Genomic DNA, 18,029 nt, shown 5'->3' on the forward strand with positions numbered 1-18,029 from the left:
ATTATGGAGCAGCCGTTGAGCTGGGAGATAACGAGGAAGAGTTGCAAATACCGAATTATGGAGCAGCAAGTGAGCTGGGAGATAACGAGGAAGAGCTGCAAGTACTGAATTATGGAGCAGCCGGTATAGAGCCGGGAGAATACGAGGAAGGGCTGCAAGTACCGAATTATGGAGCAGCCGGTATAGATACGAATGAATTAGAGGAAGAGCTACAAGTACTGAATTATGGAGCAGCCGGTATAGATACGAATGAATTAGAGGAAGAGCTGCAAGTACTGAATTATGGAGCAGCCGGTATAGAGCCGGGAGAAGAAGACCAAATTCCGGGATCTACTGCAACCGTCGAGGANGAAGACCAAATTCCGGGATCTACTGCAACCGTCGAGGAGATCTGGGGAGTAAATGCTGGATCAGAGGTCGGAGTAACTTCAGAAGTTTCAGTACAGTCACCTGGTATAAGTAAAGTGACTAAGGAAATTGAAGATAGATGGTTTGAGGACCAGGGAGGGCTTAGCTCTTCGGATCCTAATTCTATTAATTGGGGTAACGAAGAACATTCTGAAGAAAGGAAGCCTAAAAGTAGCGGTCTAAAATCCCTTCTTTCTGTATTTGAGCGAAAACCTAAGTCTGGACCAGTTTTGGGACATACAGAACATCTGAAGTCCTCTCCAAGTCGAATTGGTACCGTGACAGTAGCGGTAGCTGGAACAACACAAAGGGTTGGTACTACACATCATGCGATTCAAGTAGCTAAGTATTTATCTAAATTTGGAAGAGTTGCATGTTGTGAACTAGTTCAGCCACCAGATGCAGTTTTTTGGACGTTTAATAATGAAAGAAAAAATCCCTTCATAATTGAGAATGTCAGTTATTTTCCATGCTGCAGCAACTACGTAAGTCTAGTGTTTAGTAAAGAATATGATTTTGTTGTACTAGATTTAGGTTCAATAGTTAAAAATAACGAATTGCAAGAATTAGCGACTGAATTTGTAAGGGCAGCACAAAAAATTCTAATCTCCGGATCTTCGGTATGGGATTATACAAAATTGATGAAGGCAGTGGAGCTGCTGCATCTAAATAAATTTATAAGTGGAACACATGTTGTTGTAAACATTTCTTCAGAAAATGTTTTTGAGGAAGTTAAGGGAACAATTGATTCAAAAAAGAGGGAGGCATTAGGAATTCAATTACACAGAGGGGCAGTGATCTCAGATGTGTTCAATGATTTGGATAGTGAGTTGTACGATGAGATTCTTCAAGAATAACATCGAAGTCAACCTGGGAGGCGAGAAATTTGGTTTTTAAAAGAAAAAGTAAAACTGTTATGCACGAACAGGAGATGGAACCTATTACTGTTGCTATCTTTGATCCCAACGCTTCTGACACTGCTGAAACTGCCTTGAATATTGCTAAGGAGTGGAAGAAGAAGACTGGTAAAAAGGCAATAATTGTCGAATTTCCGTGCTGGGGACTACCGAGATTGTCCAGTAAGATCGAGGGATCAGACGGGATTGAAAAAGAAAGAAGTATTGAGCAATTCTTATTGGATTCAGAAAGAAATGATCTGAAGTCATTTGAAGACTATATGTATCAGACGGAAGACTTTGACTGCATTATGGTGCATCCCAAAACGAACCCCGACATACCGGTACACGTAAAGTTGTCACATCAAAAAACAATTTTAGATGCACCAATTTCTATTAAACGAGGTCTATCATCTTACTATGATTTAATCATTTTCTCGCTTCAAGGACAGATGTTTAATCCAATGACGTTTTTCTCATTAAAATACTCTGATGGAATACTTCTTAACTTGTCGGATACAACCTCTCTTCCTTGGGGATATACGACATTTAAGAAATTGAAGAACTATGGGATTTCGTTGGAAAGAGTGTGTCTGCATAGTCAGTTGAAAATTGACTTACCAGAAAAGGTCTTCCGAAAAGATGAGCTACTTCAGTTTGTAATGTCTCTAAAACCGAACATTAATTCAGCAGAAACAAAGGAGACGATTGGCAAAAAATATACCCATCACATTGGGATCATTAATCCGGTTGAGCATGTATCCTATCAAAATAGTGGCTCAGTAAATCAAGCTGAACTAAATCAAAAGGATGCAGAAATGTACAAAAACTTGCTAGATAATACACGCCGCTTTTTACGGCAGCACCATAATAATGAGTTTGTAATGGCGATTTTTGATGAACAAGAACGCTCAAAAGTAAAGTATTACATTGCAGATTACATCAGAGAGCAGACTCAGTTCAAATTCAAAATTGATATGGATCGGATTATTAAAATGGTCCAAGTCGAACTTACGGAAATGGGAGTATTGCAGCCAGTCCTAGATGATCCTCATACGTCAAGTATTGAGATAAATGGACCTGAAGAAGTTATTAGCGAAATAGACGGTGTTCCTACTCATGATCATAGGGTGAAGTTTCAAGATAATAACCACATTTACGCTACTGTCAGCAAGATGTTAGCCCCGATGGGTAAAACATTATCTGCAAATGAGCCGGTAATCGATTCAAATTACAGAGGGTTTCGACTAAATATTACTTTGGAACGAAATAAAGGTGGAATTAGCTCTAATCATCCAATCATTTCGATCCGTAAATTCCCACCAGACGTGTACTCAGACGAAGACTGTATAAAATATGGAAACTTGAATGAAGAAATTGTGGACTTTTTTCAGGACATTTATCCCATTGGTGTAAATGTAGTCATAGGTGGTTCGGTTAACTCTGGTAAAACATCTCAACTAATCCGGATCCCTCTCTACTTAGACCCATTGACTCGCATTCTAACGATAGAAGATTCAGAGGAAATGATGTTGAAACAAAAAGAAGCTTATAAATCATATCCAAACATAGGTGCTTTTATCGTAAAGGAGCATGAAAACAATAGAAGAAGATATAATATTGCGAAAATTGTGAAGGTAACTCTTCGACAAAACCCGGACTGGATAATGATCGGTGAGGTTAGGGATGGAGAAGCGGCTTCTGAAGCACTTGAAGCTGCAAACACTGGTAACAATATTGCTCTCAGTATTCATGCTAATGATGGAAAGATGACTGCAGTACGATTTATGCAGTTATCGGGAAACGATGAAATAGCTGCAAGCCAAGTGGCAGCTACTATGGATTTAATTCTATTTCAACAGAGTGTTAATGGCGTTCGTGTATTAACAGAAGTTTCGGAGTTGATATCATTCAATGGAACTGAACCAGTACTAAATCCCATATTTCAATATGATTTTAAAAATAAGGTTCATGTAAGAGTAGGAGGGCTGAAAAAGTTGAAGATTAAGCTTCAGAAAAAAGGAATACCGGCTCATATTTATGATCGCTGGTGCGCTGAAGAAGAGGGGATGTAATGGGGATTTTCGTTTTAATACCAATAATTTGGGCAGTAGCCTTATTCATTGTAGTACCAAAGAGTAAGGTAAGTATTTTTAAGCAGCAGGCAGGAAGAGTTAATGGAATACCTGGGGTTCATAATCTTCAAAGTGAAGCTAATTATGATGGGGTGAATCTAAATAAAAGAGAGTATCTAATAATTTCCCTGGGATCAATTTTAGTAGGCGTATTAATTGCGTATGCACTCCATAATTATCTTTTTCTAGCAGTTAGTATGACCCTTTCTTATATGTTACCTCGTTATGTCGTTTCTAAATTAAAACGCAACCATCGTCAAAAAATACTATTTGAACTACCTGATAATCTAAAAGTATTTTCTAGTAAACTTAATGATTTTCCTTCTGTTCAGACTGCATTAGAGCAATCAGTACCAGATATGCATGGGGAAACCCAAAAGTACTTTCAAGAAATGCTTGATGATTTAAAAACGGGTTTTTCCGTTGAATCCGCACTTATAGAAATTAAAAAGAAAATTAAAATTAAACGATTTGATGATTTTGCAGAAAAGCTTCAGGTTGCAGTGGAGCAGGGATTTCACGAACGTGCGATTTACAGCTTAAAGGAGACTGGGCGTGAAATGACAGCGGATAACCTGATCTTAAAAGAAATGCAAATCAAATCTAGGAAGGATATGAGAAATCTTTTTATTATTACAGCCATGTCATGGTCAATGCCAGTGATTTTATCAGGTGTAAATACAGACAATTCGAATGTATTCCTTGATACCTTATATGGCCAAATATATATTGTTTCTTTTGTCTTAATAACGGTATATGCAATTGTCAAAGCGGAAGACTATTTAGCCTTAAATCTCGATGAACTTTGAAAGGAGGTGAGTATTTCTGGGTATATTATTAGTTTTTTGTGGAGTTGTGTTTTTGGCTTTTATGATCCCCATCTTAAATTGGGTAATTCCTGACTTTGAAAAGGAAAGGAATGCTGTCCGTCGTGCTGTCCACTTATCTCGATCTGATGCAGAGTGGAGAAGATTAAAAAAGGGCCGGGCTACTTTATACCTAAGCGAGAAGTTGTTGCCTAGACTGAATAAGTCCAATTTTTTCAGTTTGGATAGACTTCTTGGCTCTCAAATGCGACAGATTGTTGATGCGATCGGGAGATATGACAGTCTTGAGGAAATGGTTGCTTCTAAGTTAGTTTTTGCAGCTATAGCTACGTTACCTATAGCTATCATATCTATTGCGTTTGAAACATTGTACTTTATGATTCCGATTTTCTTCTTTGTATTTATTTTTAAGGGCTTCCGAGATGTTAGAGGATCCTTTTTGAAAATGCAGAGGGAGATCACCAAAGATCTACCTAAATTGATAGAGAAAATGATGATGGCTCTAGAGACGGGTAAGTCATTTGTCATTGTTTTTCGAGAGTTAGAGCTATCAAGTGGGCAGAGAATGAAGAAAATGCTGAACCGTTTGAATGCAAACCTCCAAGACATGGATCATGCAGCTGCAATAGAAATTTTTGCAAGAGAAACAACGATTCCAGTGATGCTTCAGTTTTCAAATGCGGTCAAAATAGGAATCAATTCGGGGTATGAAGACGCAAAGGATCATTTTGATGATATACGGACTGAAATTCTTAGCTTGAGGAAGACAGCACTTATAGAGATAACAAGGAGTCGTCCTGATCGAGTTAAGTTATTACAATTTGCTATTATTGGATGTTCTGTTGGTTCAGTTGTAATTTGCTTTATAAATATTTTTTCTGCAGCAGGAAGCGTTTTTTAAATCCAAACATTAATTAACTTTAGGAGGAATTTAGATGTTGAAAAGATTTGAGAAAATGGTTCAAAAAGCAAGTATGAAGGTTTACCAGGTAGTTTCAAATGAACGTGGGAATACGAATACAAGTACGATGATGTGGATTATCGGAGGCGTAGTAATTTTTGTACTTATTATTGGTTTTGTGAAGGGATGGATCCCAGAGTTATTCAACACGCTTAAGGAAAAGGTTCAATCGGTATGGTAATTGACCGGATCAAGAACCGGTTTAAAAAAGTTTTAAACCAAAGAGGAGATATTAATGCAATTGGGGTACTCTTTGTCATCTTTATTATCGTAATTTTTATTTTTGGTTCCATCGATATAGAGGGGTACATGAGTACTCATAAAAAACTGAGCCAGGCTGCCGATGAAACTATTGAAATTATGAAGGCTGAAGGAGGTTTTGATACTTCAACCAGAGAGTTCTTTTTAGATTATTGTCGGAAAAAGGGATTGGATGTTTCGAGCATTACTATTGAAGCAACTCCCAAGCTGGTGCAACGTGGAAGTGATCTTGAAATAAGGGCTTCTACAACTTATATATTAAAAGCCTTTAAGCCGTTGGGTCTAGGTGAACTTATATGGCCAGTGCATATAAAAGTTGAAGGGCTATCACGAACATATTTCCGAGAAGGATAGGATGTTGATGAATACAGGAATTAAAACAATGTTCGTTATCTATTTTTTGGTTATAGCAGCGTTGATATTTACCGATGTTTCGATACTGAATCAAGCGGCTGATAACGCAAAACGTACCCTGGATAGGGCAATAGACGGTGGCATAATCTATGGAACAATTGAAGAGGATTATATAAAGGGCAGAATCAGACTGGATGAAGATAAAGTTCGCAAGGGAATTAACGATCTCTTTCGAAAAAATCTTAACCTGGATTCAAGCCTGAGTAGTGAAACATATCAGAGAGGGAAGTTAATCGTTACGATTACATATCATAACGGTGCTCCCTCGGTTGAAGCTGAGTACGTTGCTGCAATAAAAATGGTAGCCGGGAAATTGGTAGGGCTAGAGACACAAGATATTGATATCAAGAAGCGCACGCCATATTTATCCGACTATAAATAGGGGGAAAGAAGTTGAAGGGACGCATTTGGAATAAAACAACGAGACGTATATCAGTCATCTTAGGGGCATTAATTATAACCTTAGCTGTAGTGCTTTTATCTAACAGCTATGTTCAGAAAAACACGGACCTTGTAAAAGTTGTAGTAGCAGTTGAAAACATTCAACCTGATCAGTCAGTAAATAATAAAATTACAATTAAAGAGAAGGTGAGAAGTGAAATTCCGGAAGATGCGATTACCGATTTAAAGGAACTAGAAAACGAAACATGGTTTGCTAATGAGATTGGTTTTTATAAAGACGAACCAATTAGAAAGTCGGGTTTAACGACAAGCGATAACTCTAAATATGGAGGTGCTTTGAAGCTTAAAGATGGAGATAGTCTGGTTGGGGTAAAAGTCGATCAAGCCCAGAGTGCGGGCGATTATATTAAACCAGGTGTAATAGTAGATGCTGTTGTGTATGTGAAGAATGAATTTGAGACTAAGGTCATTGGCCCCAAAGACGATCCGGATCTTGCTGGTCTGATTATTCGTGACAGGCAGAATGCTGAAGGTACTGAGCCAGGGGCAGACGGAAGAAGCCTTATAACTGCTGTTGCGATCATCGAAACATCTAACGAACAAGTTAAGAAGAAACTTGTGGAATATCAGGAGGAGGGAAAGATCTATCTGACTCCTACTGGAGTAGTAAAAGAGGAATAGGAGGGGAAATGATTGATGAAAAAAGGACTCGTTGGTTTATTGATGAGCATAGTTATTGGATTTGTAGCTGCAGTAAGTTCTCCACTTACTGCAGGAGCAGCACCGGTTAAAACGGTAACGGTAGAAGTTGATGGGAAGGCAGTAGTGTTTCCGGATGCGAAGCCTTACATGGAAGGCAGCCGTGTACTTATACCAGTAAGATTTGTATCTGAAGCACTGGGGGCAGAAGTGAAATACAGCAACAAGACCGTGGTGATAACAAAGGATGGAAAAACAATCAGTATGAAGGTGAACACAAATACAGTGACCGTGGACGGGAAGGACATAACTCTAGACGTACCGGTCCGTGTGAAGCAGAATCGCACCTTTGTGCCACTACGCTTTGTCTCAGAGGCACTGGAGGCAAAGGTAGTATGGAGCAGCAAGACACTGCTGGTGAGTATTACAACCAAGGAAGCAAGCGAACCAGGAACGGGTGAGGATCCTGGTACACCACCAGTAAATCCTGAACAATCTGTGGAATTTAAATGGGGAAAATACACGGATTTGGGATCTGCTTTATTCAAGAACAATGTGACGGTGAAGGATGGAAATCTGAAGTTTACAGTACCAGCTAACGCACAAGCTGTTTGGTATACCTCCGCAAATGGGAATGGGGAAGAGCTGAAGGCTGGGAAATCGTATACGAAGTCGCTTGGAAAAGGGCAGGGCTATCTAATGATAACTCAAATTTATCCAGGGAAGGATTACGTTGAGGGCTATGCAATATACCTGGACGTAAACGATGGAACACTGAACGGTGCGTATAGCGGTTTGATTGATGATGGAGTAGTGAGTACTACACTAGTTGTTAATGGAAATATGGTTGAAACATCGGCTCCACTTTTGGAGGTTATCAACTCCGCTAAACAACTGAAATAAGACAGGAGAATTGAGATGAAGCGAATATTAGGGATATGTCTACTAATTATTATCCTTATTCCCTCACTACTTGCCTCAGCTGATGAAATTGAACCATTGTTGAAACCAAGGGTGGGTTGGGATTATGGAAAAACAGGACAATATCTGACTGGATTCATTCCTGCGTTAGATGAAACAGTAGTGAGGCCATGGGAGCTTTCTAGATGGAAGGCTATCTTTAATTTTCAAGATGGAACTAAGAGTATACTTGAAAATTATGATGTTTTCGCAGTTAAGAAGAAACCAGAAGATCCTAAGTTTGATAAGGAGAATGGTTTTGGGTTAGTTGTGAAAAGTCAGGCAGCACTAGGAGATTTATTTGACGTAGTAATGAAGGGACAAAATATAGAACAGAAGCAGTTGGCTTACTTTAGAGAAAAATTTGTTGCCTCAGCTGATGATGAGGCTTTAAATTCAGAAAGTCCTTTTTATTACAAGGTAGAAAACAGACAATTTCTAAGGATATCCGGTATTATCCAACGAATGGGGATAGCTTTTGATCGAACAGAGAAATTTTCTGAATCAGACCGGAGGGCTCACTTTAATGTATCCGGATGGCCTGATATAACGGTTACTACCGGTAGTAAACTAAAGGTTGATTTTACAGCAAACGGCTACTCAAAACGCTATATAACTATGTACGCCATACCTAGAGGTAATTTTCCTAACTTGACAAAATCTATTAATTTATTTGATGGAGCACAGCTCAATACTTCAGTAGATCGGTATAAGGGTAGTACTGAAATGGCTTATTCAAGGATAGTACCTTTTTTGGGTAAAGAGGTTGATATTGTCCTGGATGATGGTTATGGAAGAACAGCTATTAAAAGTGTAACGCTGCCTGATGAACCTGTTGAAATGGACTACGTACCAATTGTATTATCCCTTACTGAATCAGGCCAACTTTGGATGAAGTTTAAGTATCAGGGTGAGGATTTTAACAAGTCAGAATTTGTGAACAAAAAAGGTGTCCCTATGGTGGCCTCGGTAAAAATAGGAGGAGCAGTAACCACTGAATTTTCTATGCCATCTCTGTATACTGCATTACCAGAAGAAATTAAAGATAAGCAAGAATTTTCAGTACTTCTAGGGAAGATTGATGTTGGAGATAAACCAGGGAAATATTACATCAAGGTCACCGCTTTTGTGAATAATCCCAAAGATTCAGATAGGGCTACAGAGGCTCCAGATGATGCCTACAAGAACAACGAGGTAAAAGGGGAATGGACTATTGATGTTGGTGGAAATGGCAATGATTTAATCGCTCAATCTGTTACAGCCGCCCCTGGAAGCATTCAAGTAGGAGGTAAATCAACAATTTCGGCAAAGGTGAAAAACGTTGGTTCCAAGACGGAAAGTAATGTTTTAATTCGCTTTTATGATAACCAGACGCAGATTTATGAAGCGAGAAAGACTTTACCAGCTAATGAGGTAATTACAGTGGGTGGATTTAATTGGACTGGCTCTAGTGCTGGGGTACATAATATCTCGGTTCATGTTGATCCACTTAAAGAAAAGAACGATACGGATCGAACGAATAATATTGCCACAACAGGCTGCAGTGTGAGTGGATCAGGATCAGGAGAAACTTGTACAAGAACAACCGCAAATAATAATTGGACGGTTACTTATAAGTTAATTACTGGTTATCACACAAAAACGGGTACAACTACATGGACGGGTGCAGATGGAAAGTCACATACGGAAACCTATACGTATACCGATTATTCTGATCCGATCTGGGAATCAAGAAATGTATCATATCAGGAAAGTTTGAAGATTTCGACAGAAGCAAATACAAAACAAGGGATTGCAACAGATCCTAAGAACCCAAAAACAAGTGATCGAGAAAGTCGTGGCAGCTGGGAGATTATTCCGTGGGCAAGGAAAAGTGGGCTTAATCCAAATATGGTTACACGGGCTGGTTATGGCTTTGAACTCAAAGTGACTACCAACTACGAAACTGATTGGGAGGAGAAAGTACCGAAAGGGCTTGAAAATACAGCCAAAAAAATAGGCGGAGAATATATTGGACCCAAGCAAGGTGAAGTAATTGCAAAAATTTATAATACAAAGGGCAGATGGGTTGAAAGTGTAATACTTGAACGTACAAGTGGAGGCAATGTAGGACAAGCTATTTGGCAGCTACCCAAAAAGTCTCATACTTTCAGTGATGGCCAAACAGTTGAGGAACGAAAATACTATACGGATAAAGATTGGTCTGATGGTAACTTTTCCGTAGTGATAGTAGTCAATGCATCTGGTTCTCAAGGAAACCTGGAAGTATGTTCTACTGAAAAAATGCGGATATACGGCAGTATGTACGATGACAGTCAGAATATTAGACAAAAATGATGTGGATTTATATTCAATTGAGCTATGTAGTCGTGGTTTTGTTGATCTTTGCAATAAGGGATATAAGAACACAAATTCTTCCTGATCGATGGATACTCGCCGCTTTTGCCGGCAGCCTGGTGATTAGAGTAATTTATTCACCAGGCTCAATTTTTAACTACATTGGAGCTGCTCTATGTGTCGGGGGAATTATCATCATCATTGCACTGATATCAAATGGTGGAATAGGTGGAGGTGATGTGAAATTACTAACCTGGCTTGGGTTCTCGGTAGGTCTTTACCCTACGTTGATGGTTTTACTTATATCTTGTGTCTTTGGACTTACCTATGTAGCCATTTGGAAAAGAGGCACAATCCCGTTTGCTCCATTTGTTTTTCTTAGTTTTATGGTCTGTGAGATTGTAAAAATTTAATATGAAATCATGATGACATGCCTGGAAGAGAGGAATACAGATGGCAAGTGTACTTTTAACGAATGAAGGACTTGAACGTATTAAAACAGAGCTTGAACGTATCAAATCGTTGGATATTAATCACTGTGCGATCTGCTTGGGAACAGAAAAGCAGGACATAAGCTCTCTTTCAATGCAAGATGCTAAAAAGGGATTCTATCAAAAGCGGATTTTGTATCTTGAAGACATCATTGCAACGTCGAAAATTATCGACACATAGATTTACAGGGATTGGAAAGGGTAGAAGTAAGATTATGAATAACAGTAAATTGATCTTCAAATTTATCGATGTTGCACTCATCGTAGTTATTGCTAAGACAACAGGTTATATAGAGTGGTTTACTCTTCTTTCTTTTGTTAGTGTCATTAACCTAGCCTATTTCATAAGATCAAGGCAGAATTCCTTTCGTCTCAATGCATGGTATGAGTATACGCTAAACAAATCAACTCAGGATGTGGTGCTACACTTTGCTCCTCAAGTACTGGTTGGATATTGGGCCAATTCACATATCTTACTGAAAAATAGAATGGATGCCTTGATTAAACTTCAGAGCATAGGTTTTTTTCAAGTTTCAGGGAAAACGATGAGTTTAACCAAGATCAATAAAAGGGAGGGGATACAAGGAGCCCAACAATTAAATAAATGGGGCAGAGAAGGTCTTGTGACGTTGATCAGTACTGTTTTTATGACTCTAGTTAATTTGAGAAATATATGTACATTAACCGTAACACGAAAGTTGTATCTACTAATATTTAAGAGTCCGTTTATGTCATATAAATATAACTCATAGAAAACGGAGCCGTTGATGAAGAGGCAGGAGAGCTCCTGTCTCTTTAATTTTGAGAGGAGTGTAAAAGATGCGATCAATAGTTAGTAAACTTAAGCAGATTATAAATGTCGTACTAGTAATATCTATTGTCGTCAGTTCATTTGTTTCATTACTAGTGCCAGGGAAGATTGAAGCAGCAACTAGTAAATCAGCAACATATCAGTTAAGTGGAGTAGGTGATGCGCTAAACGGGAAGTTCGAACTACCTGCTGATTTTGGGGCGATAACATCAGTAACCAGTAATAGCGGTGTCGTTGTGTCAAGTTCAGCTGACACTGCTAATCGTAAATTAAATGTTTCTGTTAGTGGTGGACGTAACTACACTACGACGGGTGATCCTAGCGGGGGTACACTTACTTGGAGCAATAACTATAATTGCAATTCAGATTACTGTAGCGGTACATTGTATGTAGAACCTTCAATGGGTTCCATCTCTGGGTACACATATTTTGAAGCCAGAGAGAAATATGTATATCCACCAGATACTGTCGATACTGTAAGTTGGAGTCCGTGGAGTATGAAAGATTATGAATCAGACGGTAGGTATGCGGCGTTCCGTATAGGATCTGTACCTGTTTCTCACGGTACTTTATATGGAGAGGTAATGGGGTATAAATTAAGTGTTAAAACTTATACCTATACTGTTACTTTAAACTATATACCGAACACCGCACCTATTATCTCTGTTTCAAACTCTGGAGATAGCTCGTTGTATAACGATGGAGGTACATTTAGCATATTGGGAACAGTTCAGGATGCTGATAATGACACTGTAACTGTGTCATCCACTATCGGAGGCGTAACTAAATCAACAACTGTCACAGGAACTTCCAAAGCTAAGTCCTGGACATTGACTTGGTCAGGAGCAGAGTTGCCTTTAGGAGTTTACACTAACCCTACTGTAACTGCTACGGACAGTAAGGATAACGTGACAGCTAACTATAGTGGTAAACTCACGATCCAGGCACAAGTTTACTATTATTGGAGTAAATTTTCAGTTTCTAGCCACTTTCAATTAGAACCATGGAGTACACCAGTTTCAGGCACTACTGTTCCTGGTGGAATAACAGGTCATTCTAGTTATTCTATTAATCCAACTACGGGAGAATTAACTCTTAGTGGGTTGGCAAGTGACTTAGAAGCAGTAGGTAGCCTCTATATTCAGACTAGTCCAGGTCATTTAGATAAATATACTTTTACTGGGAGCGAATCTCGAAATGTCTACTACAAATATAGTTGGGCAAATATTGTAAGTAGCACAGTAAAAGGTTCTTTGTTGCAGTCTAACCTCAAAGCCGCTCAAGGAACTTACCCAGATGACGCCATTCATACTGACGGATTCTGGTACACCAAAACCGGCACATCAGTGAATAATTTACCTGTGTTTGTAGTGAGTTCTACAGGAAATAAAACACTGTACAACGATGTAGGAACATTTTCAGTTTCAGGTACAGTCTCAGACGCAGATAATGAGAATGTGACTGTATCGGCTACGATAGGTGGTGTACGAAAGTCTGTTGTGGTTACAGGAACCTCTACATCCAAAGCCTGGACACTCTCTTGGGCTAGCTCGGAGATCCCAGTAGGAGTTTACGCTAACCCCATTATTACAGCAACAGATGGAACGAATATAGTTTCTGCAACTTACTCTGGAACACTAACCATTCAGGCGCAGGTTTATTACTACTGGAGTAAATTTAATGTTAATACAGATGCAGGATGGACAGAGATAACGGATGGTTCAGTAAATTCCTCAATCAAATTATATAAAAAATTATTAAGACCTGTTCAGTGGGACTCCCAATATGTTGAAGGAAACGCTGAGTTTTGGGATCTCTATAATGATCAATGGAGTCAGGCTAGTGTCAATGCTGTGAGTTCGATAAACAGCAATGGGACTTTAAACTTTCAGGGCCCTACGACCGAAGGCGTGCGGTACACAAATAGTAACTATAGGCTTGGATCAGTTTATTATGCGCCAATCAGATTAGACCTATTTGAACCTAACAGCTACAGTAAAATGTTATGGGTTAGTCAGTTATCGACCACCCCACCTAAAATAAAAGGTACTTTAAGCCAAGCCAACATCAAAGCCGCTCAAGGAACATATCCAGATGACGGAATTTATACAGATGGTTATTGGTACGTCAAATCAGGTACAGTTCCAAATAACATGCCGACTATTGCAGTCACACAGGCCGGTGATAAGTCGATCAACCTCAAAACAGGTTCTGACACATTCACAATGAGCGGCACCGTACAAGATGCAGACAATGAAACACTTTCTATATCTGCTACTATCAATGGAGTTTCAAAACAGATTGCTGTCTCCAACACAGGAACAGCCAAAGCTTGGTCATTAACTTGGAGAACATCTGAGTTTCTGTCAGGTGGTACCTTCGCAGGACCTGTAGTTACGGTCGACGATGGACGTGGAGGCGTAGCAACAGGGACTTATACAGGTAAACTAACGATTAATAAGACAGCCCTGTTTTATTGGGACAAATACAGTGTTAAGGATATACCAAGCTATACCGAAGATACTAATTGGGTTTTGGAGTTCGACTCAAACCAGGCTCTTTGGGATAACTATAGAGACACCTTAATAGCGACTACCTATGCATTCAACCCGGTTAACGGGGGCTACTCAACGCCGTATAACACGGGTGAGGCCCGTTCTGGTGTGGATTATTACAGTGCGTCTGGAAAAACACTATATAAATGGCGTATTGTAAATTCGGTAGGTCAGTATTGCTTCATTACGAAGTACAAAAAAGGCGTGGTAGTAAGTAGCGTAAAAGGCAAGGATGTTCTACTGCAAACCAACATCCAGGACTTAGACGGAACTTATCCCGACGATGGTATCCATTCTGATGGATTCTGGTACACAAAGAAGGCCACAACGAATATGTCGCCTGTACTTTCCGTTAATAACTCAGACATCACTGTAAATCTAGCCTCATCGAACCTTACACTTAATGGAACAGTTTTGGATAGCGATGGGGATACAGTCACCGTCAAAGCAACGCTTAATGGAATAGAGAAGTCTATGGTCGTTTCGGGAGCATCAACCGCAAGACCATGGTCACTATCTTGGACAAGTGCAGAATTACCTCCGGGATTTTACACATTGATTCCTATTGTTGCAAGCGATGGAAAAGATGGCGTTGATTCGATTACCTATATTGGTACCATAACAGTGGATAAAACAGCGCCGAGTATTACAGTTGTCCCAATGCAAAAGGATTGGACTAGTGACCAAATCAATCTAGAAATTGGTTTTTCTGATACTGTTTCAGGAATAAATCCTAACGAGAGAAAATTTAAGATCACACAGTCTGCAGACACTCCGGATAGCTGGGATACTGCACCTCAGGATATTTATACTCATATCATTCAAAGTGAAGGAGAATGGTATGTTCATACAGCTACCAAGGATATGGCTGGAAACCCGACTACTGGTATGAGTGGTCCGTATAAACTGCAGTATAAACCAGAAGTGCCAAAGTTACAGTTAAATTCTATTGGTAGCGATTGGGCTCAAGTAAGTTGGAGTCTTCCTGACAGTGCGTATACTGATGGTTATAAGTATTTTGTGGAAAATGTGACCACCGGTGAAAAATGGACACTGGATTATCCAATAAACTTTATTCAAGAGGAAGGGCTTGCCGCTGGAACAACTTATTTCTACCGGATAAAAGCAAAAAATCACGTTGGTGAGACAGAATATAGTGAACAGTTGCGAGTGCTTACCCTTCCAGCAGCTCCTTCAGATTTATCTGTTCAAACAGTAGAGCATAATAGTGGAAATGCTACAGTTTCATTTAAAAGTGTAGCTTCGGCTGAGAAATACAACTTAATTATCAAGCAGGGATCTGATGTCGTTTATGAAAAGGAAACATTGGAATCAGGGGAATATCCAATAACAGGACTAAAACCTGGTAAACAGTATACGGTTTCTGTTATTGCTTCAAATGCAAGTGGAAATGGACAAGCTAGTATTTTAGGGTTCTTGTCTCTTCCAGCAGCTCCAGGTGAATTTAAGACAGCATTGATTAAAGAAACGGAAATTGAACTGGGTTGGAGCCCGTCCGAGACAGCTACACAATATGACTTGTTACGATTTGATGAGAGCGTTTATAACGGTTCAGGCTTAACTTACAAGGACAGCGGGTTGGAGTCCTCAACAGAGTACGATTATTCGATATCGGCGACAAATGAAAGTGGATATGGGGATATTGCATACCTTCCAAGTCTTTTGACGTTACCAAGTCAAGTTGCAACTGTAACGGTAAGTACTTATGGGGCGACAGAGCTTGATATTAATTGGAATTCTGTTCGAGGAGCGAATGGATACGGTGTAACATTAAATGGGGCACTCCTGAGTACAGTAGAAGGAACATCGTATAAGATTACGGGCCTTACTTCAGGTACCAGTTACCAGATTGGGGTTTATGCTGAGAACCGTAGTGGGGCTGGAGTCATGACAATGTTAGCTGCTAAGACATTGCCGGGTCAGATTACGGATCTCTTCATTGATCAGATTGGTGAAACAGAAGCTACCATTCACTGGAATGAGATAAATGGTGCTGATAAGTACCGAATTACTCTAAATGGTAACAAGTATGAGGTATCAACGAATCAACTGAAAGTTTCTGACCTAATCGGTGGACAATCGTATGAGATAAAAGTTGAGGCTGGGAATGAATCCGGATATGGTCTCGGGGATAATGTGAATTTGCTAACATTGCCACCAGCACCAGACCAAATCCGGATTAAGGGAAATACCGCTAAAACAGTACAATTACTATGGGATCCCGTTCCTTCTGCAACTCGTTACTCAATTACAGAGGGTAAGCTTGGCGATTTAGGCTTTGTAGGCACAGCAACGGTAGATATATCTGATCTTATTCCAGGAGAGACTTATATATTTGAGATCAAAGCGATTAATGAGACTGGAGAAGGGAGAAGTACCTCTTTTACTTGGAGGACCATACCGGATGTACCAGGAGATATTCGTATAGAAGAGGTTGGGAGTAACTCAGTGTCATTATCTTGGGACTTAGTAACTGGTGCAGAGTCTTATCAGATAGACGTACCAGGATTGACTGAATCAGTACAGACGTTGGGGAATTCAGCCTTGATAGAGGGACTTAGCAGCGCTCATAAGTACTCTGATATTAAGCTAACTCCAATAAATAATTCGGGAAAGGGTGAGTCTACACTTGCTCCTAGCTTTGTGACTTTACCCTCTGAAAAATTCGATGTGAAGGCAACTCCAACGCAGAATGAAATCAAGTATGAGTTTGATTTAGAATCTCAAAATGAGATCTTTGTCGTAACTTATAAAAACAAGGAAGTCGCTCGCTCCCAGGATCACGAATTTATACTAAAGTCCTTGTCACCGGGAAATCAAGTTTCAATTACGGTTTGGACAGAGAACGAAATTGGAGATCGATCGACTCCTCGAATAGTGACGGAGAAGACAGTTCCAGCTCCTATTAATCCTGGAGGTAATGGCACCGGTGGTAACGAAGGAAGCGGAGGAGGTGTTGAAGAAAAAGATGTTCAAGAACCTCCTATTCTTGAAGAGCCTTCTAATACAGACAAGGATTCGAATGACAATAACTCTGGTTTAGGAGTTTTGACTGATATAGAAGGACTTTACAATAAGGATCAGGTACTTTCCTTATACAATAAAGGTATTGTTAAGGGAAATAATAATAAATTTGAACCGAAACGAGATATAACACGTGCTGAATTTATGTCTCTTATAGTTAGATCTCTAGAGCTGCAGCCTAAAGAATCTGCTGAAATGCGATTTGAAGATATAAATGATCAAGCCTGGTACTATAAAGAGTTGAAGGTAGCCTTTGCAAACAAGGTTATCAAAGGGTTTAGTGAAACGGAATTCAGGCCTAATGATACGATTACCAGGGAACAGGCGACAAAAATGTTGGCCAATGCTATGGGCTATAATATAGCTGGGGATAAGATATTTAAGGATCAGAAGAAAATTGCATTTTGGGCGGAGACAGAGGTAAAAGCCTTGGCATCTTTTGAAATAATTGAGGGATATCCAGATGGCACATTTAAGCCCAAGAATTCTGTGAACCGGGCTGAAGGAGTCTCATTCGTGTATAAGTTTATTAATACAAAGTTTTAATCTTACGATAGCAAAACATTATAGAACTGTAACGTGAGGATAGAGGGCTCCTTAGCTCTCTTTTTTTTGTTATTTCGGTCATAACTGATAATGGTGTAAAGCGTTCCGGGAGTGACCAGAATTATCTGAAGGAGAGCCGCCAGTGTGATCCAGCAGCCGATAGAGATTACCGGAGTAACCTGATCCGGATCTGATAGAAGCGTTCCAGGAGTGACCAGGAGCGTCTGAAGAAGCACGATCACGTAGCTTCACGTAACTGGTAGAGATCTGCAGGAGTAACC

The 18,029-nt window shown here is 39.7% G+C and carries 14 protein-coding genes; 13 read left to right on the top strand and 1 reads right to left on the bottom strand.

The window, feature by feature from the left end; all coding sequences use genetic code 11:
* Positions 1-1,294: 1,294 nt before the first annotated feature.
* The 13 genes from EJP82_RS26720 (at position 1,295) to EJP82_RS26780 (ending at position 17,748) form a co-directional block, all read left to right on the top strand.
* The gene (locus tag EJP82_RS26720) at positions 1,295-3,379 is read left to right on the top strand and encodes an ATPase, T2SS/T4P/T4SS family (protein WP_127195125.1); all 2,085 of its coding nucleotides are present in this window, start codon (positions 1,295-1,297) and stop codon (positions 3,377-3,379) included.
* On the top strand, positions 3,379-4,248 hold the full coding sequence (locus EJP82_RS26725) for a type II secretion system F family protein (protein ID WP_127195126.1): 870 nt from the start codon (positions 3,379-3,381) through the stop codon (positions 4,246-4,248). The genes EJP82_RS26720 and EJP82_RS26725 overlap by 1 nt, the downstream gene beginning before the upstream one ends.
* Positions 4,249-4,300: 52 nt before the next feature.
* Complete coding sequence (locus EJP82_RS26730) at positions 4,301-5,167, top strand: hypothetical protein (protein WP_127195127.1); 867 nt, start codon at positions 4,301-4,303, stop codon at positions 5,165-5,167.
* Between the two features lie 34 nt (positions 5,168-5,201).
* Positions 5,202-5,408, top strand: coding sequence for a hypothetical protein (locus EJP82_RS26735; protein WP_127195128.1), 207 nt, complete (start codon positions 5,202-5,204; stop codon positions 5,406-5,408).
* Positions 5,402-5,842, top strand: coding sequence for a DUF4320 family protein (locus EJP82_RS26740; RefSeq protein ID WP_127195129.1), 441 nt, complete (start codon positions 5,402-5,404; stop codon positions 5,840-5,842). Before EJP82_RS26735 ends, EJP82_RS26740 begins: the two co-directional genes overlap by 7 nt.
* Before the next feature lie 7 nt (positions 5,843-5,849).
* Positions 5,850-6,284: a hypothetical protein gene (locus EJP82_RS26745; protein WP_127195130.1), complete on the top strand. Its 435-nt coding sequence runs from the start codon at positions 5,850-5,852 to the stop codon at positions 6,282-6,284.
* Between the two features lie 11 nt (positions 6,285-6,295).
* A complete protein-coding gene (locus EJP82_RS26750) occupies positions 6,296-6,985 on the top strand; it encodes a CpaB family protein (RefSeq protein WP_127195131.1) in 690 nt (229 codons plus the stop codon).
* Positions 6,986-7,000: 15 nt separating this feature from the next.
* Positions 7,001-7,906 carry a copper amine oxidase N-terminal domain-containing protein gene (locus tag EJP82_RS26755; protein WP_127195137.1) on the top strand — a complete coding sequence of 302 codons (906 nt, stop codon included), beginning with the start codon at positions 7,001-7,003 and terminating at the stop codon, positions 7,904-7,906.
* A 15-nt stretch (positions 7,907-7,921) separates the two neighbouring features.
* A complete protein-coding gene (locus EJP82_RS26760) occupies positions 7,922-10,300 on the top strand; it encodes a CARDB domain-containing protein (RefSeq protein WP_127195132.1) in 2,379 nt (792 codons plus the stop codon).
* Positions 10,301-10,317: 17 nt separating this feature from the next.
* A complete protein-coding gene (locus tag EJP82_RS26765; protein WP_170220317.1) occupies positions 10,318-10,713 on the top strand; it encodes a prepilin peptidase in 396 nt (131 codons plus the stop codon).
* Between the two features lie 40 nt (positions 10,714-10,753).
* The gene (locus EJP82_RS26770) at positions 10,754-10,972 is read left to right on the top strand and encodes a hypothetical protein (RefSeq protein ID WP_127195134.1); all 219 of its coding nucleotides are present in this window, start codon (positions 10,754-10,756) and stop codon (positions 10,970-10,972) included.
* 34 nt (positions 10,973-11,006) lie between these two features.
* Positions 11,007-11,543 carry a hypothetical protein gene (locus EJP82_RS26775; RefSeq protein WP_127195135.1) on the top strand — a complete coding sequence of 179 codons (537 nt, stop codon included), beginning with the start codon at positions 11,007-11,009 and terminating at the stop codon, positions 11,541-11,543.
* 67 nt (positions 11,544-11,610) lie between these two features.
* A complete protein-coding gene (locus EJP82_RS26780) occupies positions 11,611-17,748 on the top strand; it encodes a fibronectin type III domain-containing protein (RefSeq protein WP_127195136.1) in 6,138 nt (2,045 codons plus the stop codon).
* A gap of 78 nt (positions 17,749-17,826) precedes the next feature.
* Here the strand turns inward: EJP82_RS26780 and EJP82_RS28255 are convergent.
* Positions 17,827-18,029, bottom strand: a 203-nt coding sequence (locus EJP82_RS28255) for a hypothetical protein (RefSeq protein ID WP_211350329.1), incomplete at its 5' end; no start/stop codon positions are given.

The organism is Paenibacillus anaericanus (assembly GCF_003994475.1).
Classification (GTDB): domain Bacteria; phylum Bacillota; class Bacilli; order Paenibacillales; family Paenibacillaceae; genus Fontibacillus; species Fontibacillus anaericanus.